Origin of the sequence: Comamonas sp. C11 (assembly GCF_024496285.1) — a bacterium.
GTDB lineage: Bacteria > Pseudomonadota > Gammaproteobacteria > Burkholderiales > Burkholderiaceae_C > Comamonas > Comamonas testosteroni_F.
The window spans coordinates 1,027,040-1,052,524 of record NZ_CP101743.1 but is presented as its reverse complement, the minus strand read 5'-3'; the positions used below and the strand labels follow the sequence as shown (position 1 = coordinate 1,052,524).

At 61.3% G+C, this 25,485-nt stretch carries 23 protein-coding genes; 7 read left to right on the top strand and 16 right to left on the bottom strand.

What is annotated here, in order from left to right:
* Positions 1-84: 84 nt before the first annotated feature.
* On the top strand, positions 85-1,572 hold the full coding sequence (locus NOX35_RS04805) for an ABC transporter substrate-binding protein (protein ID WP_182285775.1): 1,488 nt from the start codon (positions 85-87) through the stop codon (positions 1,570-1,572).
* Positions 1,573-1,762: 190 nt separating this feature from the next.
* On the opposite strand, the gene NOX35_RS04800 is transcribed toward NOX35_RS04805, so the two are convergent.
* The 16 genes from NOX35_RS04800 to NOX35_RS04725 form a co-directional block, all read right to left on the bottom strand.
* Positions 1,763-2,410: a LysE family translocator gene (locus NOX35_RS04800; RefSeq protein WP_256495904.1), complete on the bottom strand. Its 648-nt coding sequence runs from the start codon at positions 2,408-2,410 to the stop codon at positions 1,763-1,765.
* A gap of 78 nt (positions 2,411-2,488) precedes the next feature.
* Entirely contained in the window at positions 2,489-3,379 is an 891-nt protein-coding gene (locus NOX35_RS04795; RefSeq protein WP_256495903.1) for a DMT family transporter, read from the bottom strand.
* Positions 3,380-3,574: 195 nt separating this feature from the next.
* Positions 3,575-4,297, bottom strand: coding sequence for a GTP cyclohydrolase I (gene folE, locus NOX35_RS04790; protein ID WP_087084970.1), 723 nt, complete (start codon positions 4,295-4,297; stop codon positions 3,575-3,577).
* A 187-nt stretch (positions 4,298-4,484) separates the two neighbouring features.
* Positions 4,485-5,249 carry an endonuclease/exonuclease/phosphatase family protein gene (locus NOX35_RS04785; protein ID WP_182285772.1) on the bottom strand — a complete coding sequence of 255 codons (765 nt, stop codon included), beginning with the start codon at positions 5,247-5,249 and terminating at the stop codon, positions 4,485-4,487.
* Positions 5,250-5,263: 14 nt separating this feature from the next.
* Positions 5,264-5,767 (bottom strand): dihydroneopterin triphosphate diphosphatase, encoded by a 504-nt coding sequence (nudB, locus tag NOX35_RS04780; protein ID WP_182285771.1) that lies wholly within the window; start codon positions 5,765-5,767, stop codon positions 5,264-5,266.
* A 243-nt stretch (positions 5,768-6,010) separates the two neighbouring features.
* Positions 6,011-7,816, bottom strand: coding sequence for an aspartate--tRNA ligase (gene aspS / locus NOX35_RS04775; protein ID WP_182285770.1), 1,806 nt, complete (start codon positions 7,814-7,816; stop codon positions 6,011-6,013).
* Between the two features lie 18 nt (positions 7,817-7,834).
* Positions 7,835-8,479: a DUF502 domain-containing protein gene (locus NOX35_RS04770; protein ID WP_003058473.1), complete on the bottom strand. Its 645-nt coding sequence runs from the start codon at positions 8,477-8,479 to the stop codon at positions 7,835-7,837.
* 14 nt (positions 8,480-8,493) lie between these two features.
* Positions 8,494-8,772 (bottom strand): FmdB family zinc ribbon protein, encoded by a 279-nt coding sequence (locus NOX35_RS04765; protein ID WP_182285769.1) that lies wholly within the window; start codon positions 8,770-8,772, stop codon positions 8,494-8,496.
* A gap of 101 nt (positions 8,773-8,873) precedes the next feature.
* Positions 8,874-10,325, bottom strand: a complete 1,452-nt coding sequence (locus NOX35_RS04760) for a sodium:solute symporter family protein (RefSeq protein WP_256495902.1) — start codon at positions 10,323-10,325, stop codon at positions 8,874-8,876.
* A gap of 35 nt (positions 10,326-10,360) precedes the next feature.
* Positions 10,361-11,929 carry a ubiquinone biosynthesis regulatory protein kinase UbiB gene (ubiB, locus tag NOX35_RS04755; RefSeq protein ID WP_256495900.1) on the bottom strand — a complete coding sequence of 523 codons (1,569 nt, stop codon included), beginning with the start codon at positions 11,927-11,929 and terminating at the stop codon, positions 10,361-10,363.
* A complete protein-coding gene (locus tag NOX35_RS04750; protein WP_256495899.1) occupies positions 11,926-12,537 on the bottom strand; it encodes a hypothetical protein in 612 nt (203 codons plus the stop codon). Before NOX35_RS04750 ends, ubiB begins: the two co-directional genes overlap by 4 nt.
* Positions 12,538-12,675: 138 nt before the next feature.
* Positions 12,676-13,677, bottom strand: coding sequence for a Tim44 domain-containing protein (locus tag NOX35_RS04745; RefSeq protein WP_256495898.1), 1,002 nt, complete (start codon positions 13,675-13,677; stop codon positions 12,676-12,678).
* 51 nt (positions 13,678-13,728) lie between these two features.
* Positions 13,729-14,460, bottom strand: a complete 732-nt coding sequence (gene ubiE, locus NOX35_RS04740) for a bifunctional demethylmenaquinone methyltransferase/2-methoxy-6-polyprenyl-1,4-benzoquinol methylase UbiE (RefSeq protein WP_256495897.1) — start codon at positions 14,458-14,460, stop codon at positions 13,729-13,731.
* Between the two features lie 243 nt (positions 14,461-14,703).
* Positions 14,704-15,123: a gamma-butyrobetaine hydroxylase-like domain-containing protein gene (locus tag NOX35_RS04735; protein ID WP_003073951.1), complete on the bottom strand. Its 420-nt coding sequence runs from the start codon at positions 15,121-15,123 to the stop codon at positions 14,704-14,706.
* A gap of 74 nt (positions 15,124-15,197) precedes the next feature.
* Positions 15,198-15,635 carry an HIT family protein gene (locus NOX35_RS04730; RefSeq protein ID WP_182285764.1) on the bottom strand — a complete coding sequence of 146 codons (438 nt, stop codon included), beginning with the start codon at positions 15,633-15,635 and terminating at the stop codon, positions 15,198-15,200.
* A gap of 154 nt (positions 15,636-15,789) precedes the next feature.
* On the bottom strand, positions 15,790-19,707 hold the full coding sequence (locus tag NOX35_RS04725) for an FAD/FMN-binding oxidoreductase (protein WP_256495896.1): 3,918 nt from the start codon (positions 19,705-19,707) through the stop codon (positions 15,790-15,792).
* Positions 19,708-19,809: 102 nt separating this feature from the next.
* Here NOX35_RS04725 and NOX35_RS04720 point away from each other — a divergent pair, with 102 nt between their 5' ends.
* From NOX35_RS04720 to ugpQ, 6 genes are all read left to right on the top strand, one after another.
* Entirely contained in the window at positions 19,810-20,028 is a 219-nt protein-coding gene (locus NOX35_RS04720) for a hypothetical protein (RefSeq protein ID WP_256495895.1), read from the top strand.
* Between the two features lie 182 nt (positions 20,029-20,210).
* Positions 20,211-21,524: a sn-glycerol-3-phosphate ABC transporter substrate-binding protein UgpB gene (gene ugpB, locus NOX35_RS04715; protein WP_182285762.1), complete on the top strand. Its 1,314-nt coding sequence runs from the start codon at positions 20,211-20,213 to the stop codon at positions 21,522-21,524.
* Between the two features lie 122 nt (positions 21,525-21,646).
* Positions 21,647-22,528, top strand: coding sequence for a sn-glycerol-3-phosphate ABC transporter permease UgpA (ugpA, locus tag NOX35_RS04710; RefSeq protein ID WP_182285761.1), 882 nt, complete (start codon positions 21,647-21,649; stop codon positions 22,526-22,528).
* A 2-nt stretch (positions 22,529-22,530) separates the two neighbouring features.
* Complete coding sequence (gene ugpE / locus NOX35_RS04705) at positions 22,531-23,382, top strand: sn-glycerol-3-phosphate ABC transporter permease UgpE (RefSeq protein ID WP_182285760.1); 852 nt, start codon at positions 22,531-22,533, stop codon at positions 23,380-23,382.
* A 65-nt stretch (positions 23,383-23,447) separates the two neighbouring features.
* Positions 23,448-24,455, top strand: coding sequence for a sn-glycerol-3-phosphate import ATP-binding protein UgpC (locus NOX35_RS04700; protein WP_256495894.1), 1,008 nt, complete (start codon positions 23,448-23,450; stop codon positions 24,453-24,455).
* Positions 24,456-24,637: 182 nt separating this feature from the next.
* Complete coding sequence (gene ugpQ, locus NOX35_RS04695; protein WP_256495892.1) at positions 24,638-25,414, top strand: glycerophosphodiester phosphodiesterase; 777 nt, start codon at positions 24,638-24,640, stop codon at positions 25,412-25,414.
* Positions 25,415-25,485: the final 71 nt, after the last annotated feature.

Sequence of the window (25,485 nt, the reverse complement as noted above, 5' to 3'; positions counted from 1 at the left end):
ATGAAACAAGTCCGCTCCCCGCGATGACTTGCAGCGCTTTTGATGGCCCCATGCGGCCAGCCCCCCCCATCGGAGACTTTGTTGATGCTCAATCGCCGCTCCTTGCTGGCCAGCTCGGCTGCCAGCTTGCCCTTGTTCGCTGCCTGGCCTGCCATGGCCCAGGCCAAGAAAGACAGCGTCACGCTGGCCATGACGCTGGAGCCGCCAGGACTGGACCCCACGGCCGGGGCTGCTTCCTCGATTGCCGAAGTCGTGCTCTACAACGTGTTTGAGACGCTGACCAAGATCAACCCCGATGGCAGCGTCTCGCCTCTGCTGGCCGAAAGCTGGGAAGTCTCCTCCGACCTCAAGACCTATACCTTCCGTCTGCGCAAGGATGTGAAGTTCCAGAACGGCGAGCCCTTCAACGCTGCTGCCGTCAAGTTCTCGTTCGAGCGCGCGGCAGCCGACAAAAGCACCAACAAGGACAAGCGCACCTTTGCCAATCTGAGCACCAAGGTCGCCGACGAGCATACGGTGGTACTGACCAACCAGGAGATAGACCCCGACTTTCTGTTCATGATGGGCCAGGCCACCTCCATCATCGTCGAGCCCAAGAGCGCCACCACCAACGCCAGCAAGCCCGTGGGCACCGGCCCCTACAAGCTGGCGGCCTGGGCCAAGGGTGCATCGGTCACTCTGACCGCCTGGCCCGGCTATCGCTCGGCACAGAGCATTCGCATCAAGCGCGCCGTGTTCCGCTTCATCCCCGACCCCGCGGCACAGGTTGCCGCCCTGCTGGCCGGCGATGTCGATGCCTTCCCGCGCGTCTCGCCGCGCAGCGTGCCCCAGTTCAAGACCAATGCCCGCTTTCAGGTGGTGGTGAGCAACTCGCGCGCCAAGACCATTCTGGCCATCAACAATGCACGCAAGCCCTTGAACGACATCCGCGTGCGCCGCGCCATTGCCGCCGCCATCGATCGCAAGGCCGTGATTGCCGGAGCCGCCGATGGCTATGGCGTGCCCATCGGCAGCTACTATGTGCCCACGGCCTTTGGCTATGTGGACACCACAGGTGTCAACCCCTTTGACCTGGAAAAAGCCAAGGCCTTGATGGCTGAAGCTGGCGTCAAGACCCCGCTGACACTGACCATGACGCTGCCGCCCGCGCCCTACGCACGCCAAGGCGGTGAACTGATTGCAGCCCAGCTGGCCAAGATCGGCATCCAGCTCAAGCTGCAGAACGTGGAGTGGGCGCAATGGCTGTCGGGCACCTACACCAACAAGAACTACGACCTGACCATCATTTCGCATGTCGAGCCGTTTGATCTGGGCAACTTTGCCAAGCCCGATTACTACTGGGGCTACCAGTCCCAGGAATTCAACGAACTTTTCGACAAGATCAAGCACACACCGCGCCCCGCCGACCGCGCACGCCTGCTTGGCGATGCCCAGCGCCTGCTGGCGCATGATTCGGTGCACGGCTTTCTCTACACCCCGCAGTGGGTGACCGTGGCGAACAAGAAGCTGCGCGGGCTGTGGAAGGACATGCCGGTGTTTGTCAATGACTTGTCTGCGCTATCCTGGGGATAAGGACGACAAGCTCCCCCTGAGGCAGCACGCGCCTTCCCCCTGGCTGGACACCCCTCTCTCTATGTGCTTCGCACACTATGGGAGAGGGACGGAGGGGACGACGGCCTCGCTGCGGGGCGGTGTGGCCGGCACAGACCCTTCCTCGCTGTCTCTGGCTTCTGGCATGCACCAGTGTTAAGAGTGTTTGCCTCTAGCGTTGCACCATCACAAGACGAAGTGCGAGCGCACCGAAAACGGTGGCTGCGATGCGGTTAAGCCAGCGCTGGGCGCGGGCGGAGCGCTGCAGGATCTGGCCAAAGAGCCCCGAGAAACAGGCGATAGAACCAAAGACCAGCCAAGCTGCTGCCATGAAGACGCTGCCCAGCACCATGATCTGCACTGGCACGCTGCCGCGAGCGGGGTCGGTGAACTGGGGCAAAAAGGCCAGAAAGAAAATCAGCACCTTGGGGTTGGTCAGGTTCATGACCACGCCTCTGCCCACCCAGCTCATGGCGGAGCGCAGAGTCAGCACATCGCGTTGCTCCTGTGCCCTGGCACTTTCTTCCACGCTGACGGGTGCATGCCATGCGCTCCAGGCCAGATAGGCCAGATAGGCGGCGCCGCAGAGCTTGAGCGCCGTGAACAGCATGGGCGATGTCGCCACCACGGCCGCCAGTCCCAGTGCCACGGCGGCCGTATGTCCGACAATGCCCAGACACAGGCCCAGCACTACGCACAGCCCCACGCGCCAGCCGCGCTGGGCCGATTGCACCAGCACAAACAGGTTGTCGGGGCCGGGGCTCAGGCCCAGCAGCAGGGCCACGCCAAAGAATGTGATCAGGACTTCCCAGGTCGGCATTTTCAGCTCTCTTCAAAAACAATAGCTACTTGCGATTCATCGACAAAGGCTACAGGCCTTTTTGACAAACGACTCACTTCAACCCAGCCCCAGTGCCGTCACGCCCAGGGCAATCATGACGGCCCCGGCAATGCGCAGAGCCCGGTCGCCCTCGCCCAGCAGCCTGCCGCCTATCAGGGCCGCGAACAGCATGGACACCTCGCGTGCGGGAGCGACGTGAGAGATGGGCGCGCTTTGCACCGCATAGAGCACCAGCACATAGGCGATGGGGCTGAAGAAGGCCACCACGGCCGCATAGCGCCATTGCAGACGCCACAGGCGCTTGGTCTCGGACCAGTCCCGGGCGGCCAGCGGCGCCAGAATCACCAGCCGGATCAGATTGCCCATATAGTCCACCAGAATCGGCGACATCAGCAGCATCTTGACGGCATAGCTGTCCACCACCGTGTAGCTGGCAATGAACAACCCCGTCAGCAGGCCGTAGTAGAGACCGGACAGCACGCGCTGGCGCGCCTCCAGATCCTGCCCCTCACGAATGGCCACGATCATGCGCGGGCCACCCGCGATCAGAAACACGCCCAGCACCACGCCCGCAATGCCGGCAGCCCCCAGCGTCGAGATCTGTTCGCCGAGAAAGATCACGGCCACCAGCGAGGAGATCAGCGGCCCGCTGCCGCGCGCCAGCGGATAGACCACCGTCAGATCGGCCACGCGATAGCCGCGCAGCAGCACCACGAAATAAGCCACATGCAGCACGGCGCTGGCGGTGACGAACACCCACTCCATCCAGCCCCAGTCCGGCACCACATCCTTGCCCAGCCACCAGCCCAGCGGCAGCCAGATGACGGCATTGCAGATGGCGGTGTAGAGCGAAAAGCGGGCGTCTCCGCCGGCCTTCTTGGCCACGATGTTCCAGCCCGAATGAATCAGGCCGGCCAGAATGATGAGAGTGAACGCTTGCAGGGACATGGGAGCCGGAAATGCAAAAGGCCGCGCGATGCGCAGCCTTTTGAAAAGAAAAATTCAGTCGCTCATCTGGCCGAACATGGCCAGTGCGTGATGTGACTGGCGCAGCACAGGTGAGGGACGCCAAGCAAGGACCGCCCCGCAGCAAAGGCGTCGTCCCCCCCTGGGGGAAGGCGCGAAGCGCCACAGGGGGAGCATTTACTTTCGGGCTGCTATGAGCGAAAGGAATTCGCGGCGCAGTTCGGAGTTGGTGAGGAACGCTCCGCGCATGACGGAGTTCAGCATCTTGGAATCCATCTCGCGCACGCCGCGCCAGGACATGCAGAAATGCGAGGCTTCCATGACCACGGCCAGTCCGTCGGGTCGGGTCTTGTCCATGATCAGATCGGCCAGCTGGATGATGGCCTCTTCCTGGATCTGCGGGCGACCCATGATCCAGTCCACCAGACGCGCATACTTGGACAGACCGATCACATTGGTGTTCTTGTTGGGCAGCACGCCGATCCAGATCTTGCCGATCACGGGGCACAGGTGGTGGCTGCAGGCACTGCGCACGGTGATCGGGCCGACGATCATCAGCTCGTTCAGGTGCTCGGCGTTGGGAAATTCGGTGATGGCCGGCTGATGCACATAACGGCCGCGGAACACCTCGTTCACATACATCTTGGCCACACGGCGGGCCGTGGCGCGCGTGTTGTGGTCATGCACGGTGTCGATGACCATGGAGTCGAGCACGCCCTGCATCTTCTCCTGCACCTCGTCCAGCAGCTTCTCCAGCTCGCCGGGCTCAATGAATTCGGCAATGTTGTCGTTGGCGTGGAAACGTTTGTTAGCTGCCTGCAACCGCTCGCGGATCTTGACCGAAACGGGTGTTCCTTCGGCTGAGTTGTCTTTTTTCATGTCGGCGAGATCTCTGAACATCCAAGAATGGTACCAGTGAATCAACTTCCCGAAGCCACAAAGGATTTGCCATCCAGATGCATGTTTACAAGGCCTTGGAAGCTATGGTTTCAGGAGCAATCTCAAAATAGGCATGCACCCGGCCAGAGAAGCGGGCAAGCGCTGCCGCCCGACGAGAGAGGGGAAGGTGCGGGGCCGCTCAGAGCTGCTACAGCTTGAACTCTGCAATCAGCGGCAGGTGATCCGACATGCGCCACCAGATGCGCCCCTTGGGCACCTGCAGCCCCAGCGGGGTCAGGCCGCGCACATAGATATGGTCGAGCTGCGCAATCGGCAGCCGCGAGGGATAGGTCAGAATGCCCTGCGTTTCCTCGTACTCGAACAGGCCGAAGCCCGCCAGCATGCGCTTGATCTGGTTGCCCCAGTCGTTGAAGTCGCCCGCCACCACCAGCGGCGCATTGGGTGGTACCTCGCGCTCGATGAAACGCTGCAGCAGTGCAATCTGGCGAATGCGGCTGCCCGGAATCAGGCCCAGGTGCACGACGATGGAGTGCACGCGCTTGCCGTGGATGTCCAGCTCCACATGCAGCAGGCCGCGCTGCTCGAAGCGATGGTCAGAGATGTCCTCGTGCTGGTAGCCGATCACCGGCCAGCGGCTGAGCAGCGCATTGCCGTGCTCGCCGTCCCGGGTGTAGGCATTGGTCAGATAGACGGATTCGTAGCCTTCGGGAGCCAGATACTCGGCCTGCGGCACATTGGGCCAGCGGTCGAAATACTGCTCCTCCTTGCGGTTCATCTTGCGAACCTCCTGAAGGCAGACGATGTCCGCATCGAGCTGCTCCACCGCGAGTCCCAGATTGTGAATCTCCAGCCTCCTGGCAGGGCCCAGGCCCTGCACACCCTTGTGAATGTTGTAGGTAGCCACGCGCAGGATCTGCGGCTCTGGCGGCGTAAACAACTGAACGTCAGACATAGGCACTGTTGGTTTCAAGGCTGTTGCCTGCAGCGGCGCTCGACCAGCGCCGGCTCGAAGCGCGGCAACAGCAAAATAGCTTCTGCGTTGGAAGAAGAAAAGCAGCGCTGGGCTGCCTCACGCCAATCATGCCAATCATGTGCGGTGTGCTCCCTGGGATTCAAGTGCACGGTCATGTGAGGTGGCACACGAAGGCCGAAGACACGCTCCTGGTTATGGCTGACCCCCGGCGCGTAGCGATGCAGCCACTGTGGATAGATGGCGTATACGTTCTCGAGTTCCCAGTCGGTCAGGCAACAGTCCGGCGCCAGCGCGTCGATGCCGGTTTCCTCGAGCACCTCGCGCACTGCGGTCTCATGCCAGTCCTCGTCCAGGCTGTCCTTGCTGCCCGTGACGGATTGCCAGAAAGGCTCGCCCTCGGGCGCCGCAATGCTGCGGCGCAGCAGCAACACCTGCCCGTCTTCACGGTAGATCACGACCAGCACGGACTGCGGAATCTTGTAGGGCCTGACTTCCATCGCAGCATATTAGCGCGGCCAGGATGACAGCAGGCGGAGTCGCCCTGCTGCTTGATAGGCATCAATACTCATAGCTGCAACCGCTTTCCCTTTATCGAATTCAGCACAAAAATCATCTGAATTTCAAACTCGACAAGCGCAAGCAGCTAGCGATTTCAAAGCAACAAAAAAGCGCCAGCCGCTTTCGCGAACTGGCGCCCGGGGGTGAACAGCGACCGGCGCTGTTCACGGGGAGCTTGGCAATCAAGCCTCGGTGGTGACCACCATGGGGTTGCGCAGCTTGATGTGCAGCTCGCGCAGCTGCTTCTCGTCCACGGGCGAGGGAGCCTGGGTCAGCAGATCCTGGGCGCGCTGTGTCTTGGGGAAGGCAATCACGTCGCGGATGGAGTCGGAGCCGGTCATCAGCGTGATCAGACGATCCAGGCCGAAGGCCAGGCCACCGTGGGGAGGCGCACCGTACTGCAGCGCATCCAGCAGGTAGCCGAACTTGGCGCGTTGCTGCTCGGGCGTGATGTTCAGGGCTTCGAACACCTTGGCCTGCACGTCGGCGCGGTGGATACGCACCGAGCCGCCGCCCAGTTCCCAGCCGTTCAGAACCATGTCGTAGGCCTTGGCGATGCACTTGCCGGGATCGGTGTCCATCAGGTCTTCGTGACCGTCCTTGGGCGAAGTGAAGGGGTGGTGCACGGCCACCCAGCGACCGGATTCCTCGTCATGCTCGAACATGGGGAAGTCCACCACCCACAGAGGCGCCCACTTGTCTTCGAACAGGCCGCTCTTCTTGCCGAATTCGCTGTGACCGACCTTCAGGCGCAGAGCGCCGATGGAGTCGTTGACGATCTTTTCCTTGTCGGCGCCAAAGAAGAGCAGGTCGCCATCCTGTGCGCCGGTGCGCTTGAGGATTTCGGCAATCGCTGCATCATGCAGGTTCTTGACGATGGGCGACTGCAGGCCTTCACGGCCCTTGGCCACTTCGTTGACCTTGATCCAGGCCAGGCCCTTGGCACCGTAGATCTTGACGAACTCGGTGTAGCCGTCGATCTCGCCACGCGAGATGGCAGCGCCGCCGGGCACGCGCAGGGCCACGACACGACCACCCTTGGTGGTGGCGGGGGTGGAGAAGACCTTGAAGTCCACGTCGCCCATGATGTCGGTCAGCTCGGTGAACTCCAGCTTGACGCGCAGGTCGGGCTTGTCCGAACCGAAGCGGAAGGCCGCATCCTGGTAGCTCATGATGGGGAACTCGCCCAGATCCACGTTCAGCTGGGTCTGGAACACTTCCTTGATCATGCGCTGGAAGATGGCGCGGATTTCCTCTTCGTTCAGGAAGGAGGTTTCGCAGTCGATCTGCGTGAATTCGGGCTGGCGGTCAGCGCGCAGGTCTTCGTCGCGGAAGCACTTGGTGATCTGGTAGTAGCGGTCGAAACCCGAGACCATCAGCATCTGCTTGTACAGCTGGGGCGACTGGGGCAGCGCGAAGAATTCGCCGTCATGCACGCGCGAAGGCACCAGATAGTCGCGGGCGCCTTCGGGCGTGGACTTGCCCAGCATGGGAGTCTCGATGTCGATGAAGCCTTCCTTGTCGAGGAAGTTGCGCACCTGGATGGCGGTCTTGTAGCGCAGCATCATATTGCGCTGCATCACGGGACGGCGCAGATCCATCACGCGATTCGTGAGGCGCACGGTTTCCGACAGATTGTCGTCATCCAGCTGGAAAGGAGGCGTGACGGAAGCGTTGAGCACGTTGAGCTCATGGCACAGCACTTCGATCTGGCCGCTCTTGAGCTTGTCGTTGGTGGTTCCGGCGGGACGCGCACGCACCACACCCTTGACCTGCACGCAGAACTCGTTGCGCACATCTTCGGCCACCTTGAACATCTCGGCGCGGTCGGGGTCGCAGACCACCTGCACATAGCCTTCACGGTCGCGCAGGTCGATGAAGATCACGCCACCATGGTCACGGCGGCGGTTCACCCAGCCGCACAGGGTCACGGTTTCGCCCATTTGGGCTTCGGTCACCAGACCGCAGTATTGAGAACGCATTGCCATGAAAATTCTTCCTGCACCTTAGGGGTGCGACAAGGTTGTTTGTTTGGATTCTTCGATCAGGGCGAGGTCTGGCGGAGCCACCACGCCCATCGAAACAATGTATTTGAGCGCCGCATCCACACTCATTTCCAGCTCGATGCATTCGCTCTTGCGCACCAGCACGAAGTAACCCCCGGTGGGGTTGGGCGTGGTGGGCACGAAGACGCTCACATATTCATCACGCAGCAAAGCCGCCACTTCGCCGCTGGGCTGGCCTGTGACGAAAGCCACGGTCCATACGCCCTCACGCGGCCACTGCACCAGCACCGCCGTGCGAAAAGCGTTGCCGCTGTCGGAGAACACGGTGTCCGAGACCTGCTTGACGCTGGAATAGATGGAGCGCACCACGGGTATGCGGCGCACCAGCGCATCACCCCAACCCACCAGCTTGCGGCCGATGAAATTGCTGGCAATGCCGCCCACGAGCAGCAGAATCAGCAAAGTCAGAATAACGCCAAACCCCGGAATATGCATGCCCAGCAATCTGTCGGGCTGCCAGGCCTCGGGAAGAATGGCCAGCGTCTGATCCAGAGTTCCGATGATCCAGTTGAGCACGCCCAGCGTGATCACCAGGGGAACGATGACCAGCAAACCGGCAATCAGCCACTTGCGCAATGCAGACATAGTGTGGGTAAGCCTCAGGAATTGGCGGGTGCAGGGGCTGCAGCAGCTGCGGGAGCAGGAGCTGCCGCACTGTCACTGGATGAAGAAGTGCTTGCAGCCGGCTTGCTGCCGCTGTTCTTGAAGTCCGTGGCATACCAGCCAGAACCCTTGAGCTGAAAGCCCGGAGCGGTGAGCTGCTTGGAAAAGGCCTCGGCCCCGCAAGCTGGGCACACGGTCAGCGGCGCGTCCGAGATTTTCTGCAGCACATCCTTGGCGTGACCGCAGGAGCCACACTTGTATGCATAGATAGGCATAGCGCTAAAAACGGGGGAAGTGCAAAAACCCTCAATTATAGGCGCCGCCCCTGGTTTTGCTGCGCTGCGCAAGCAAGCCCCGGTGCAGCCGGTTTGCTCCCTCAAGCCTTGATCTCGGCAAAGGACTCGATTTCACGGTGATGGTTGCTGATCCACTGCGGCAGCAGCGAACCGGCCAGCATGCCGGCAACCGCAGCCAAAAGACCAGCCAGCTGCTGTGGAAAAGCCTGGTTGAGCGCGGGCGTGACCATGAAGATGAGCCACACACCGATGCCCAGCGCCACGGCGCTGATGGCGCCCTGGGTGGTGGCCCTCTTCCAGTACAGGCCGAACACCAGCGGCACGAAGGCTCCCACCAGCGGCACCTGATAGGCACTGGCGACCAGCTCATAGATGGGCGTGCCTTCCATGACGATGGAATAGGCCAGCACGCAGGCCGCGAACACCAGCACGCTGATGCGCATGGTCCTGAGATTGTCCTTGTCCGAAGTGTAGGGCCGGAACTGACGCCAGATGTTCTCGGTAAAGGTCACGCTGGGGGCCAGCAAGGTGGCCGACGCACAGGACTTGATGGCCGAGAGCAGCGCGCCGAAGAACAGCACCTGCATGGCAAACGGCATCTTGTCCATCACCAGGGTGGGCAGCACCTTCTGCGGATCATCGGCCAGCAGGGCCGTGGCTTCGGCGGGCATGATGATGAGCGCACTGGCCACCAGGAACATGGGCACGAAGGCAAAGATCACGTAGCAGGCACCGCCGATGATGGTGCCGCGCACGGCCGATTTCTCGGTGTCTGCCGACATCACGCGCTGAAAGATGTCCTGCTGCGGAATCGAGCCCAGCATCATGGTCACGGCAGCGCCGATGAAGAAAACGATTTCATGCAGCGAGGGCTCGGGCAGAAACTTGAAGAGATCGCGGCTGGTGGCCAGATCGACCACCTTGCCCGCGCCGCCCGCCATGTCACCGGCAAAAAAGGCCAGTATCAGCAGACCTGCGACCAGAATGATCATCTGCACGAAATCCGTCACGGCCACGGACCACATGCCGCCAAACAGCGTATAGACCAGCACGGAGAGAACGCCAATCGTCATGCCCATGGGAATGCTGACGACACCGCCCGAGAGCAGGTTGAACACCAGGCCCAGTGCCGTGACCTGGGCCGAGACCCAGCCCAGATAGCTGAGCATGATGATCAGCGAACAGACAACCTCGATAGACCGGCCATAGCGCGAGCGGTAGTAGTCGCTGATGGTCAGCAGGTTCATGCGGTAGAGCTTGGCCGCGAAAAAGCACCCGACCAGAATCAGGCACATGCCCGCGCCAAACGGATCCTCCACCAGCGCATGCAGACCGCCCTCGATGAACTTGGCAGGTACGCCCAGCACCAGCTCGGACCCGAACCAGGTCGCAAAGGTGGTGGTGATGATCATGTAGAGCGGCAGATGACGGCCGGCAATGGCGAAATCCGCCGTGTTCTTCACGCGTCTGGCGGCCCACAGGCCGATGCCGATGGTCACAAACAGGTAGACGATCACCAATGAGAGCAGCACGCTGGCACTCCTCGAACTCTAAAGAAAGGGAAAGCTCAGAAGCGGATGCGCAGCAGAACCTGCAACACCACCAGACCAATGACGAAACCGATGCCGCCGCAGAGGATGGCCTGCAGCAAGCGATTGGTCGTCTTCTGTTGCTGCAGCAGTTCCTTGAGCAGGGCCTCGCTGTCATTGCCGGCGCCATGCCTGGACAGATACTGGTGCAGCACTCGCGGAATGTCGGGCAGGATCTTGGCGTAACGCGGCGCCTGCGCCTGCAGCTCATGCCATAGGCGCTGCGGCCCCATCTGGTCCAGCATCCATTTCTCGAGAAACGGCTTGGCCGTGCTCCACAGATCGAGGTTGGGGTCGAGCTGACGGCCCAGGCCCTCGATATTGAGCAGCGTCTTCTGCAGCAGCACCAGCTGAGGCTGGATCTCGACCTGGAAACGGCGCGAGGTCTGGAACAGGCGCATCAGCACCATGCCCAGCGAGATTTCGGCCAGCGGCCGGTCGAAATAAGGCTCGCAGACGGCGCGAATGGCCGCCTCCAGCTCCTCGACGCGCGTCGTGGCCGGCACCCAGCCACTTTCCACATGCAAGGCGGCAACACGCTTGTAGTCGCGGCGGAAGAAGGCCAGGAAGTTCTGCGCCAGATATTCCTTGTCGAACTCGGTCAGCGTGCCGACGATGCCGAAGTCCAGCGAGATATAGCGCCCGAAGGTATCGGGCTCCAGGCTGACCATGATGTTGCCCGGGTGCATGTCGGCATGGAAGAAGCCGTCGCGGAACACCTGGGTAAAGAAGATGGTCACGCCATCGCGCGCCAGCTTGGGGATGTCCACGCCGGCTTCGCGCAGGCGCTCGACCTGGCTGATGGGCACACCCTTCATGCGCTCCATCACCATCACATCGGTATGGCAGTAATCCCAGTGGATCTCGGGGATCAGCACCAGATCCAGGCCTTCCATATTGCGGCGCAGTTGCGCGGCATTGGAGGCTTCGCGGATCAGGTCCAACTCGTCATGCAGATAGTTGTCGAACTCGGCGACCACTTCCTTGGGCTTGAGCCGCTTGCCATCATGGGAGAGCTTTTCCAGCCAGCTCGCCATCATGTGCATCAATGCCAGATCCTTGTCGATCACGGACTTCATGCCCGGGCGCAGCACCTTGACGGCGACATCATGCTCAACGCCTGCCTTGTCGCGAACACTGGCAAAGTGCACCTGGGCGATGGACGCGCTGGCCACGGGCTCACGCTCGAAGCTGATGAAGATCTGCTCCAGCGGCTTGCGAAAGGAACGCTCGATGGTGTCCACCGCGATCTGGGAATCGAACGGCGGCACGCGGTCCTGCAGCTTGGCCAGTTCCTCGGCCACATCGGGCGGCATCAGGTCGCTGCGGGTGGACAGCACCTGACCGAATTTCACGAAGATGGGACCGAGCTCTTCCAGCGCTTCGCGCAGGCGCACGCCACGTGGCTTGTCCAGCTTGCGGCCAAAGGTCAGCACGCCGCGCAGGCTGCGCAGGCGCGGATGCGGAATCCCGGAGAGCACCAGCTCGTCGAGTCCATAACGAAACACCACCCAGAGGATGGCCCAGCCTCGCAGAAAGCGGCTCATGGCTGTGTGTAATCGGCCCCGGGCATGGCTGCCACGGGTGCCATGCTGACAGGATTGGCCACATCGGCAGCAGAGGCAGACTTGCTGCCCATGCGTGCACCGACGAACTGACGCAACCCCTGAGCGGCCGTGCGTGCAACCTTGCCAATTGTGTGGGCAGGCACATCCCCGATAAGGCGAGCCAGATCCTCCTCCACATCCCACTTGACGTTATCCACCAGCCAATTGATCTCGGCGGCAAACTGCACATCGCCTTCGATGCGAATACTGGGCTTGTCGCCACGCAAGGCCGTCTGAGCCAGCGACAGAGGAGAGGTCTCGGTGACTTCCAGCATCAGATCGGGCGCAGCCTCGGCAGGAGCCACGTCGAACAGACCGGCAGGAGTGACCAGCAAGGCGACCGAATACTGGCGCCATTGCACACGCGCAATACGCCCCTTCTGTCGCACGAGGCGATCCGTGGCCTCTTTTTCCTGCATCAGCACATGATTGAGGAAAAGCACCAGACGCTGATGCATTTCACTCACCAGCCATTCGGGAGCTTGGGGGCCGGCCATCACGCGTTCGACGAGACCGCCCAGAAAAGAAAAAGGGGACTGTGTTGCCATAGTCCCCGATTATTCATGAAATTAATCCCCTCCTGTGGCGCTTTGCACCTTCCCCCCAAGGGGGACGGCACCATCGCTGCAGGGCGGGCCTTGCTCGGCGCCCCTTGCATGGGGCGCGAGTAATCCGTCCTGCGGTGCTTATTGCAGCGCCTGCACGCCTGCCACCAGCCAGCCGCTGGTGCCACTCTTGGGCTTGGTCATGTTCCAGACTTCACGGAAGGGGCTGGGGCCTGCCGAGGCCTCTTCGCGGATCATGCCGGAGAACTCGACGCTGGCCATGTAGCCATTGCCCAGGTCTTCGATGCCCAGCAACTGCGCATCGATCATCAGCACATCGGTGTGGTTGGGCTCACCGGCACGCTGTGTCTCGCGCTCGGACAGCTGGCTGCGGATTTCCGTGAGCATCTCGTCGGTCATCATGGAGCGCAGAGTGGTAATGTCGGAGCGATCCCAGGCCGACTGCAGCGTCACGAAGTTGCGCTTGGCTGCAGTGAGAAAACCTTCGGCATCGAAGTCTGCAGGCACGCCCCAGTTCTGCGAACCCGACAGGGCAGAGCCGATCATGGAGCCGCCGGCTGCAGCCGCGGCTTCGGGAATATGGTTCTGCTCCCAAGGACGAGCCGACGCGTCATTGCCCACTTTTTCAGGGTTGTACTGGCGTGCCTGGGGTGCATTCACATCACCACCCAGATTGCCTGCGCCCTGAAAGGCAAATGGACTGCTAGCGCTCTGCACGGCAGGCGCTGCCTTGCGACGGCGCATGATCATGCCGACCACCACCATGATCACCATGGCCAGCAGACCGAACATCAGCATATTGGCAAAGGCTTCGCCCATGCCCAGCGAGTTGGCCAGCCAGGCCAGGCCCAGGCCTGCGGCCAGGCCGCCCAGCATGGCTCCCCATGGCTTCTTGGGTGCAGCGGCCGGAGCCGCTGCAGGCGGCGCAGCACGGTTTTGCTGCGCCGCACTCTGCTGCGGAGCCTGCTGGGTATTCTGAGCGGGAGCACGAGACGCTTCGCGTTGAGTGACGTTGCCCGACTGCTTGCCGAACGATGAGCCACCGCCCATGCGTTTTGCATCGGCCTGACCATGTGCCACCACCAGCATTGCCACCAAGGCAATTGACCAAAGTTTCTTCATCTCATCTCCCTTCTTATGGAAAGTCGCTACAAATCTGCGCACAGGGCGCACTTAACATTTGATTCCCACATGCAAGGCACAGACGCCTCCTGTCATGTTGTGATAGTCCACATGACCAAAGCCGCATTGCTGCATCAGGGCCTTGAGCTCCTTCTGGCCGGGGTGCATGCGGATGGACTCGGCCAGATAGCGATAGCTTTCGGCGTCGCCGGCAATCATCTTGCCCATGGTCGGCAAAATCTTGAACGAGTACCAGTCATAGACTTTCTCCAGCGGTTTGACCACCTTGGAGAACTCCAGCACCAGCAGCTTGCCGCCGGGGCGCAGCACGCGGTTCATTTCCTTGAGCGCAGCATCCTTGTGCGTCATATTGCGCAGGCCGAAGGCTACGCTGACCAGATCGAAATAGTTGTCGGGGAAGGGCAGCTTTTCAGCATCGCAGACCAGCGTGGGCAGAATCACGCCCTTGTCGGTCAAGCGGTCACGCCCCACGCGCAGCATGGCTTCATTGATGTCGGTGTGCACCACCTGACCGCTGGCGCCCACCTTCTTGGAAAAAGCCAGGGACAGATCTCCTGTGCCGCCTGCGATATCCAGCGCCTTGTCGCCTTCCTTGAGGTTGGCCACCATCAGCGTGTAAGCCTTCCAGGCGCGGTGCAGGCCGCCCGACATCACGTCGTTCATGACGTCGTACTTGGAGGCCACGGAGTCGAACACACCGCGTACGCGCGATGCCTTCTCGCTTTCATCAACAGTCTGGAATCCGAAGTGTGTGGAGCTCATAACAAAGAATGCTAAGCAGGCAGTGCTTGCGCGTACAGCGACAACCCCGTATGGCTACAGGCTTTGAAGCACTATGGTTTTTTGAAAGAATTCGCCTTGAGCGCTTATTTCACATGCGCTGCCAGCTATTGGAAATATAGCACCAGCCTCAATAACCCTGTGCCGTATGCATGGGCTATGTGGCGTGTACGGGACGTTGCTGCCGGCTTTTGAGCCGACATGCAAGCCCCTGGGAGTCAAAGCTCAATGCACGCTGCAACCATGACCACCGGCGCCCTTCTCGGGCATGGGCGTATCTCGATCCATCCCGGCCTCTTCTAGGCGCTGCAGATATTGCTGCCACAGAGCATCCTGCTGGCTGCCCAGCTGGTAGAGGTATTCCCAGGTGTACAGACCGCTTTCGTGCCCATCGCTGAAGAACGGCTTGATGGCGTAGTTGCCCACAGGCTCGATGGTGTTGATACCCACATCGCGCTTGCCGGTCTGCAGCACTTCCTGGCCCGGGCCATGACCTTGCACCTCGGCCGAGGGCGAGTACACGCGCAGCAACTCGAACGGAATGCGGAAAGTCTTGCCGTCCGAATAAGAGACCTCCAGCACGCGTGACGCACCATGCACGGTCAGCGACTGAGGGGTGGGAGTATTGGCTTGCAGTCCTGCCATGGTTCTCTCCTAATCAATGCATAAAAGGGCAGCCTCAAGCTGCCCTTCGAATCTCCCGACGGAGACGAAAAACATCACGCGGCCCAGAGGGCCAGCGCCTTTTGCAGCACTTCATCCACCTGCGGCAGCTGGCGGGCAATCTCAGCTTCGCGCTCTTCATCGCGCTCGCGCTGGGCCGCAGCCCAGACGGAAGCGGGAAAGTGGCTGTCCCAGTCATAGCGCGCAATCACATGCCAATGCAGATGCGCCACCATATTACCGAGCGCCGCCAGGTTGATCTTGGTCGGAGCCAGCTGCTCGCGCAGCACACGTTCGACCAGAGCCACGGCATCCATGCAGACAATGCGATCCGCTGCGCTCAGATCCGAGAACTCGGCCGCATGCTCATTCCAGACCACGCGATAGAAGGCCGGAAAGCCAGCTTCCGCTGCGCGGATCACACGCAACTTGTCGCCGCGCCAGACCAGCGCACCGCCATCGGTTCCACACAGAGGACAGTTTTCAACCAACATCTGAAATCTCCATTGCAATGCTTCTTACCCACATCACGGCGGTGTGACCGCAGCGCAGGCCGGAGACACCCAGGAAGGGCCTATGCCGGCCGCGCCGCCCCGCGCCAAGGATGTCATTCACTTTGGGGGAGGGCGCGAAGCGACTCAGGAGGCATCACACCAGCACACGCTCGATACCGCCCTGGTTGGCGCGATTGACATACTCGGCCATCCAGTTCTCGCCCAGAATGTCGCGCGCCATCTCGACCACGATGTAGTCGGCTTCGAGCAGCCCGTTGTTCAGATCGTTGCCATAGCGGCTCAGGCCCTGCAGGCAGCTGGGGCAGCTGGTCAGGATCTTGACGTTGTCCTGGGCACCCAGTTGGCCGTTGTCGCGCAATGCGGCCTCGCCCTTGCGGATCTCCTCGGTCTTGCGGAAGCGGATCTGCGTGGAGATGTCGGGACGCGTCACGCCCAGCGTGCCGGACTCGCCGCAGCAGCGCTCGCTCTTGAGCACGTTGTCACCCATCAAGGCCTTGACGGTCTTCATCGGATCCTGCTGCTTCATGGGCGTATGGCAGGGGTCGTGGTAGAGGTAGGCGCCCTTGTTCTGCAGCGTGATACCCTTTTCGAGCAGATATTCGTGGATGTCGATGATGCGGCAGCCGGGGAAGATCTTGTCGAACTGGTAGCCCTGCAGCTGGTCATAGCAGGTACCGCAGCTCACCACCACGGTCTTGATGTCCAGATAGTTGAGCGTGGTCGCCACACGGTGGAAGAGCACACGGTTGTCCGTGATCATCTTCTCGGCCTTGTCGAACTGGCCCGAACCGCGCTGGGGATAGCCGCAGCACAGATAACCGGGAGGCAGCACGGTCTGCACGCCGGCATGCCAGAGCATGGCCTGCGTGGCCAGACCCACCTGACTGAACAGGCGCTCCGAGCCGCAGCCGGGGAAGTAGAACACCGCCTCGGTGTCCGACTTGGTGGCCTGCGGGTCGCGGATGATGGGCACGTAGTCCTTGTCCTCGATATCCAGCAAGGCGCGCGCCGTCTTGGTGGGCAGACCGCCGGGCAGCTTCTTGTTGATGAAGTGAATCACCTGCTCCTTGATGGGAGCCGTGCCCACGGATGCGGGTGGATGTGCGGTCTGCTTCTTGGCGACAGCCCCCAGCACGTCGGCCGCCAGGCGCTGGGCCTTGAAGCCCACACCCACCATGGCCGTGCGCATGAACTTGATGGTGTCGGGGTTGGTGGCGTTGAGCATGGCCATGGCCAGCTTGTTGCCTGGTCGGAAGCTCTTCTTGTCCATCTTGCGCAGCAGATTGCGCATATTCATGGTCACGTCGCCGAAGTCGATCTTGACCGGGCAGGGGTTGAAGCACTTGTGGCAGACCGTGCAGTGATCGGCCACGTCTTCGAATTCCTGCCAGTGCTTGATGGACACGCCACGGCGTGTCTGCTCCTCGTAGAGGAAGGCCTCCACCAGCAGCGAGGTGGCCAGGATCTTGTTGCGCGGCGAGTACAGCAGATTGGCGCGCGGCACATGGGTGGCGCACACGGGCTTGCATTTGCCGCAGCGCAGGCAGTCCTTGACGGAGTTGGCGATGGCGCCGATGTCCGACTGCTGCATGATGATGGATTCATAACCCATCAGGCCGAAGCTGGGCGTGTAGGCATTGGTCAGGTCGGCAAACATCAGCGACTCGCGCGGCGAGCGACCGTCGTGACTCTGGTGCGCCAGGGCATCCCACTCTTCGTTGCGGATCAGCTTGCCCTTGTTGAAGCGGCCTTCGGGGTCCACACGCTTCTTGTAATCGGCAAACGGTGCCAGCTCGGCATCCGAGAGGAATTCCAGCTTGGTGATACCGATACCGTGCTCACCCGAGATCACGCCATCGAGGCTGCGCGCCAGCTCCATGATGCGGGCCACGGCTTCGTGCGCGGTCTGCAGCATTTCATAGTCATCGGAGTTGACGGGGATGTTGGTGTGCACATTGCCGTCGCCGGCATGCATGTGCAGGGCCACCCAGACGCGCCCCTTGAGCACCTTCTGGTGAATCTCGTTGACGGACTCGCGCAGCGGCTGGAAGGCAGCGCCCGCGAAGATCTTGGACAGCGGCTCCTTGAGCTGGGTCTTCCAGCTCGCACGCAGGCGGTGATCCTGCAACTCGGGGAACAGCGTGGCCACGCCGTCCAGCCAGCCCTGCCAAAGCTCGCGCACCTCGGCCACCAGCGCCAGAGCCTGCTGCACGCGGTCTTCCAGCAACTCGGCGCTGGGGATGTCACCGGCATCGTCGCTCTTGCCCAGGGGCAGATCGGAGTGCTTGAAGAAGCCGCTCAGCTCATCGCAGAGCTTGAGCTTGTTGCGCAGCGACAGCTCGATATTGATGCGCTCGATGCCATCGGTGTACTCTGCCATGCGCGGCAGAGGAATCACCACGTCTTCGTTGATCTTGAAGGCGTTGGTGTGGCGCGAGATCGCTGCCGTGCGCTTGCGGTCCAGCCAGAACTTCTTGCGCGCCTCGGCGCTGACGGCGGTAAAGCCTTCGCCGTTGCGCGAATTGGCAATGCGCACCACCTCGGCAGCCACGCGGGCCACTTCGTCGGCATCGTCACCGGCGATATCGCCCAGCAGCACCATCTTGGGCAGATGGCCGTTGCCCTTCTTGCTCTTGGTCGCGTAGCCCACGGCCTTGAGATAGCGGTCGTCCAGATGTTCAAGGCCGGCCAGCAGCACGCCCGAGCGCTTTTGCTCGGCGAACATATAGTCCTTGATCTCGACGATGGAGGGCACGGCATCCTTGGCATTGCCGAAGAACTCCATGCACACGGTACGCGTATGCGCCGGCATGCGGTGCACCACCCAGCGCGCGCTGGTGATCAGGCCGTCCGTGCCTTCCTTCTGAATACCGGGCAGACCCGAGAGGAACTTGTCGGTCACGTCCTTGCCCAGGCCTTCCTTGCGGAAGGTGTGACCGGGAATGTCCAGGCGCTCGGTGCGCACATGGGTCTTGCCGTCCGCCTCGAAGTACTTCAGCTCGAAGCAGGCCATCTCGGCATCGTGAATCTTGCCGAGGTTGTGGTCCAGACGCGTGACGTCCAGCCACTGCGCATCGGGCGTGACCATGCGCCAGGACACCAGATTGTCCAGGGCAGTCCCCCAGAGCACGGCCTTTTTGCCGCCCGCGTTCATGGCGATATTGCCGCCTATGCAGGAGGCCTCGATGGAGGTCGGATCCACGGCAAACACAAAGCCGCCGCGCTCGGCCGCATCGGCCACACGCTGTGTCACCACACCGGCTTCGGAGTAGATGGTGGGCACTTCATGATCCACGCCGGGAATCATGCGCATCTCGACTTCGCTCAGCGCTTCCAGCTTCTCGGTGTTGATGACCACCGAGCGCCAGGTCAGAGGGATGGCACCACCCGTGTACCCGGTGCCGCCTCCGCGCGGAATGATGGTCAGACCGAGTTCGATGCAGCCCTTGACCAGACCGGCCATTTCGGCTTCGGTATCGGGCGTCAGCACGACAAACGGGTATTCGACGCGCCAGTCGGTCGCATCGGTCACATGGGCCACGCGCGACAGACCGTCGAACTTGATGTTGTCCTTGGCGGTATAGCGACGCAGCGTCTTCTGCGCACGGCGGCGCAGCTGCTCGGCCTCGACAAAAGTGGCGTTGAATTCATGCACGGCGCGGTGGGCCGCTTCCACCAGCTGACCCACCAGCTGATCGCGCAGCGCATCCTCGTTGGGCTCGCGGCGCTTGTCGATCTCGGCCAGGCGATGCTCCAGAGCCTCGACCAGCGACTTGCGGCGGTCAGGGTTGTGGATCAGATCGTCCTGAAGATAGGGATTGCGCTGCACAACCCAGATATCCCCCAGCACTTCGTAGAGCATGCGGGCAGATCGGCCGGTTCGGCGCTCCTGACGCAGCTGATTGAGCACATCCCACATGGATGAGCCCAACAGACGAATCACAATCTCACGGTCAGAGAACGATGTGTAGTTATAGGGAATCTCGCGCAGTCGTGCGGGTTCGGCAGCCTGGGCCTGGAGGGCGGCAGCCAACGCAATCGGTACATTCATGGGGGTAGACCGTGTCGGGCGCCCTCTGTGTGGCGCCCCTAAGCCAGTGGGATGACGATTTTAAGCGACGGCGGCTCAGCCATGCTTTGCTATGGGTTCTGAGTGGCCAGCCCTGCTATCGCCAAAGCAGCAAGCCCTGACGGCATTTCCCAGGCGATTCGCCACATGGCAGTGCACAAAGGCGCTGCGAACCCGCTCACCGCTGCATGCGGCCAAAGGGTAGACGAATCTTTCATAGGCTATTTAGACAAAAATCATACATTTCCGAATCAAAAACAACTCAATACGAAAGACTACCAACAACAAACGAAATGCCATTGACCTAGAATGGCGCAGCTTCGCGCACCATCAGATGTCACCGGATCGTCATTCAAAGGCTTGTGACTGCGGGTTCTGCCCATGGTGCGGCGCGTTGCCCATGCAAACAATGACATCCATATGTCATACGGATGACTTAGTGTGCATCACCGCATATTTCGTCAACGATCGTTAGAGGAGCCTTCATGCAATTCAAGCAACTGGCCATGGCCGCCGCCGTCGCCGCTACTACTTTCTCGGCACAAGCCGTCACCGAAATCCAATGGTGGCACTCGATGACTGCCGTGAATAACGAGTGGGTCAATGACCTGGCCAAGCAGTTCAACGAAAGCCAGAAGGATTACAAGGTCGTGCCCACGTTCAAGGGCGTGTACGACGAATCCATGACAGCCGCGATTGCAGCCTTCCGCTCGGGCAACGCCCCTCACATCCTGCAGGTTTTTGAAGTGGGTACTGCCACCATGATGGCCTCCAAGGGCGCGACCGTGCCCGTGGGCAAGGTGATGCATGACGCCGGCGTCGCTTTCGACCCCAAGGCCTATATCCCTGCAGTGGCCGGTTACTACACTGCCCCCAACGGCCAGATGCTGAGCTTCCCCTTCAACAGCTCGACAACCATCTTCTACTACAACAAGGACGCCTTCAAGAAGGCCGGCCTGAACCCCGACGTCGCCCCCAAGACCTGGCCCGAAGTCTTTGCTGCCGCCAAGAAGCTCAAGGAAAGCGGCCACAGCTGCCCCATGACCCTGGCATGGCAAGGCTGGACCCAGCTGGAGTCCTTCTCCACCTGGCACAACGTGGAATTCGCCACCGAGCACAACGGTCTGAGCGCCAACGGCTACAAGGCGCGCATGAAGATCAACTCGCCTCTGCACATCAAGCACATCGACAACCTGGCCGCAGCGGCCAAGGCTGGCGAGTTTGTCTACAAGGGTCGCGCCTCCACTTCCCAGGCTTCGTTCACCGCCGGTGAATGCGCCATGATCCAGACTTCGTCCGGCTTCTACGGCGACGTGGCCAAGAACGCCAAGTTCAACTACGCCCTGGCTCCCCTGCCCTACTATCCCGATGTCAAGGGCGCTCCCCAGAACACCGTGATCGGCGGCGCTTCGCTGTGGGTCATGGCTGGCAAGAAGGCCGAAGAGTACAAGGGCGTGGCCAAGTTCTTCGAGTTCCTGTCGCAGACCAAGGTGCAGGCCGCTTCGCACCAGCGCACCGGCTACCTGCCCGTGACCATGGCGGCCTATGACCTGACCGAAAAGTCCGGCTTCTACGCCAAGCACCCCGGTACCGACACCGCCGTGACGCAGATGATCCGCAAGGTGACCGACAACTCACGCGGCATCCGCCTGGGCAACTACGTGCAGATCCGTACCATCGAGGACGAAGAACTCGAACAGGTGTGGGCTGGCAAGAAGACCGGCAAGCAGGCGCTGGACTCCATCGTGAGCCGTGGCAACGAACTGCTGGCTCGCTTCGAGCGCTCCTACAAACAGTAAACCCTCCAGGCACCCGCAAGGGTGCCGCCAAGGCCTGCGGGGCCTTCAAACAAGGCTCTGCACCCCCAAATACCCCGTTGACTGCACCCAGGCTCCGGCGGTTTTTTTATTTGTAACTCCTCATGGAAAAACGCGTTCTTTTCCGATCCAAGTGGCTTCCCTGGGTGCTGATCGCCCCCCAGCTACTGATCATCGGCATCTTCTTCTTCTGGCCCGCCGGTCAGGCTGTGCTCCAGTCATTCCAGATGGAAGACGCGTTCGGCATGAGTAGCGAATGGGTGGGTCTGGACAACTTCCGCCAGTTGTTCGCCGACCCCACCTATCTGAACTCCTTCAAGCGCACAGCACTGTTTTCAGTGCTGGTGGCCGGCGTGGGCATTGCCATTTCGCTGGCTCTGGCGATCTTTGCGGATCGCATCATCCGCTTTGCCATGGTCTACAAGACCTTGCTGATCATCCCCTACGCCGTGGCCCCCGTGATCGCGGGCGTGCTGTGGGTCTTCATGTTCTCGCCCTCCATCGGCGTGGTGACGTATTACCTGGGCAAGCTGGGTTACGACTGGAACCACCTGATGAATGAAAACCAGGCCATGGCGCTGATCGTCATCGCCTCGGTGTGGAAGCAGATTTCCTACAACTTCCTGTTCTTCCTCGCCGGACTGCAATCCATCCCCAAGGCTTTGATCGAAGCCGCTTCGATCGACGGTGCAGGCCCCTGGCGCCGGTTCTGGAACATCCAGCTGCCGCTGCTCTCGCCCACCACCTTCTTCCTGCTGGTGATCAACATCGTCTACGCCTTCTTCGACACCTTCGGCATCATCGATGCAGCCACGCATGGCGGCCCCGGCCAGTCCACCTCGATTCTGGTCTACAAGGTCTACCTGGATGGCTTCAAGGCGCTGGACCTGGGCGGCTCGGCCGCGCAGTCGGTGATTCTGATGTTTATCGTCGTCGTGCTGACGGTGATCCAGTTCCGCTATGTTGAAAAGAAAGTGCAGTACTGATCATGGTGGATCGCAACCCCTGGCTTAATTTCCTCTCCCACGCCGTGCTGATTCTTGGCGTGGCCATCGTGGCTTTCCCGCTGTATCTGGCACTGATCGCCTCCACGCACACGGCCAGCGAAATCGTGCAGGCCCCCATGCCGCTGCTGCCCGGCGCCCATCTTTGGGACAACTACAAGGAAGCGCTGCTGGGCTCCGGCAAGCTTGGCTCCAACACCAATGTCGTGCGCATGATGTGGGTGAGTTTTGTCGTGGCCATGATCATTACCGTGGGCAAGATCGCCATCTCGCTGCTCTCGGCCTTCGCCATCGTGTACTTCCGCTTTCCGTTCAAGATGTTCTGCTTCTGGGCGATTTTCCTGACGCTGATGCTGCCCGTGGAAGTGCGTATCCTGCCCACCTACAAGGTCGTGGCCGAGCTGGGCCTGCTCAACAGCTACGCCGGTCTGTCCCTGCCCCTGATTGCCTCGGCAACAGCCACCTTCCTGTTCCGCCAGTTCTTCCTGAGCGTGCCGGACGAGCTGGTGGAAGCCGCCCGGATTGACGGCGCCGGCGCCATGCGCTTTTTCAAGGACATTCTGGTGCCCTTGTCCAGGACCTCGATTGCCGCGCTGTTCGTGATCCAGTTCATCTACGGCTGGAACCAGTACCTGTGGCCGCTGCTGATGACCACCTCGGAAGACATGTACCCCGTGGTCGTGGGTATCAAGAGCATGCTGGGCGGCGGCGGCGATGCCAGCGTGGACTGGAACATCGTGATGGCGACCGCCATTCTCGCCATGCTGCCCCCGACAGCCGTGGTGATGCTGATGCAAAAGTGGTTTGTCAAAGGCCTGGTGGATACCGAGAAATAACGCTCGTCACCACTGCCTCCACCACCTTCTTTTGACCCATTGAACGAATACCCGGAATACCTCTCATGGCATCCATCTCCCTGAAGAACATCGTCAAGCGCTACGGCACAGGCAAATCCGCCGTGCCCGTCATTCACGGCATCAATGTCGAAATCAAGGACGGCGAATTCATCGTGCTGGTCGGCCCCTCTGGCTGCGGCAAGTCCACCCTGCTGCGCATGATCGCCGGCCTGGAAGAAATCACCGACGGCGACCTGCTGATCGGCAGCAACAAGGTCAACGACCTGGAGCCCGCCAAGCGCAATATCGCCATGGTGTTCCAGAACTACGCACTCTACCCCCACATGAGCAACTACGAGAACATGGCCTACGGCCTGAAGCTCGCCAAGGTGCCCGAGGACGAGATCAAGCGCCGCGTGGACAAGGCTGCCAAGATTCTGGAGCTGAGTCACCTGCTGGACCGCAAGCCGCGCCAGCTGTCGGGCGGTCAGCGTCAGCGCGTGGCCATGGGCCGCGCCATCGTGCGCCAGCCCCAGGTCTTCCTGTTCGACGAACCCCTGTCCAATCTGGACGCCAAGCTGCGCGGCCAGACCCGCCTGGAAATCCAGAAGCTGCATGCCGAGCTGGGCATCACCAGCCTGTTCGTGACCCATGACCAGGTCGAGGCCATGACCCTGGCCCAGCGCATGGTGGTGATGAACGGCGGCCATGTGGAGCAGTTCGGCACGCCGGAAGAGGTCTACCACACGCCGGCATCCACCTTTGTGGCGGGTTTCATCGGCTCTCCTCCCATGAACCTGCTCAAGCACTCGCCCAACGGCAAGCCCGGCCTGATCCTGGGCATCCGTCCCGAGCATCTCGACCTGGTGGAGACCGGTGGCCTGGAGTTCAAGGTGCAGACCGTGGAACTGCTGGGCGCCGAACGCCTGCTCTACGGCAAGGTGGGCGACGAAGACGTCACCGTGCGCGTGGAAGAAGGCAAGCCCTATCCCAAGCCCGGTGAAACCGCCCGCATCTCGGCACGCGAAGACCGCCTGCACTGGTTCAACGCCGAGACCGGCAAACGGGCCTAAATCGAAACACCCCCTGAGCGGCCTCGCCGCTTCCCCCTCTCTGGCGCGAGCGCCGGAGGGGGACGACACCCTCGGTGCGGGGCGGCCCTTACTCGGTGTCTCCTGTTTGAATGCTGCCTGCTCCAGGCGCAGCACCAAACTCGCAGAAAAGTGTTGAGCCGCAAACCTTTGTTGGATTGATCATGACTACTGCTTTGAAACCCTGGCCCTACCCCCGTTGGGTGGCCCACCGCGGCGCCGGCAAGCTGGCACCGGAGAACACCATGAGCGCCTTCCGCCTGGGCGCGCAGCATGGCTACCGCTTCTTTGAATGCGATGCCAAGCTCAGCCAGGACGGCGTGCTGTTTCTGATGCATGACGCCACGCTGGAGCGCACCACCAACGGCCGCGGCATTGGCGGCGCACTGAGCATGGGAGAGATCGCCCGGCTCGACGCCGGCAGCTGGCATTCGCGCGCCTATGCGGGCGAGCAGCTGCCCACGCTCGAAGCCCTGGCCCGCTGGTGCCTGGCCAACCATCTGCACCTGAATGTGGAAATCAAGCCCACGCCGGGCCAGGAACTGGAGACCGGCCGCGCCTGCGGCGAGCTGATGAACCGCATCTGGCCGAAGACCGAGGTGCAGCCGCTGTTCACCTCGTTCAAGTCCGAATCGCTCAAGGGCGCCCGCGAGACCGCAGCCCATATTCCGCGCGGCCTGCTGGTGGACAAGCTGGCCGACGCCAGCGGCGACGCCGACCTGAAGCTGGCCCTGGAGCTGGACTGCAGCGCCATGGTGCTCAACCATGCTCTGTGGACGCCCGAGCTGGTGGCCAAGGTGCATGACGCCGGCCTCTACTGCAGCAGCTACACCGTCAACGACCAATGGGCCGCCCAGCGCCTGATCGACCTGGGCACGGACGGCATCATCACCGACCGCGTGGATCTTTTCAGCCCCGCGCAGACAGGCGAGCAGCTGTAAATCAGTAGCTACTTACGTAGATCTGCCAATAATTTCAGTATCAATACATACTGAATTTTTTTCAGATCAAG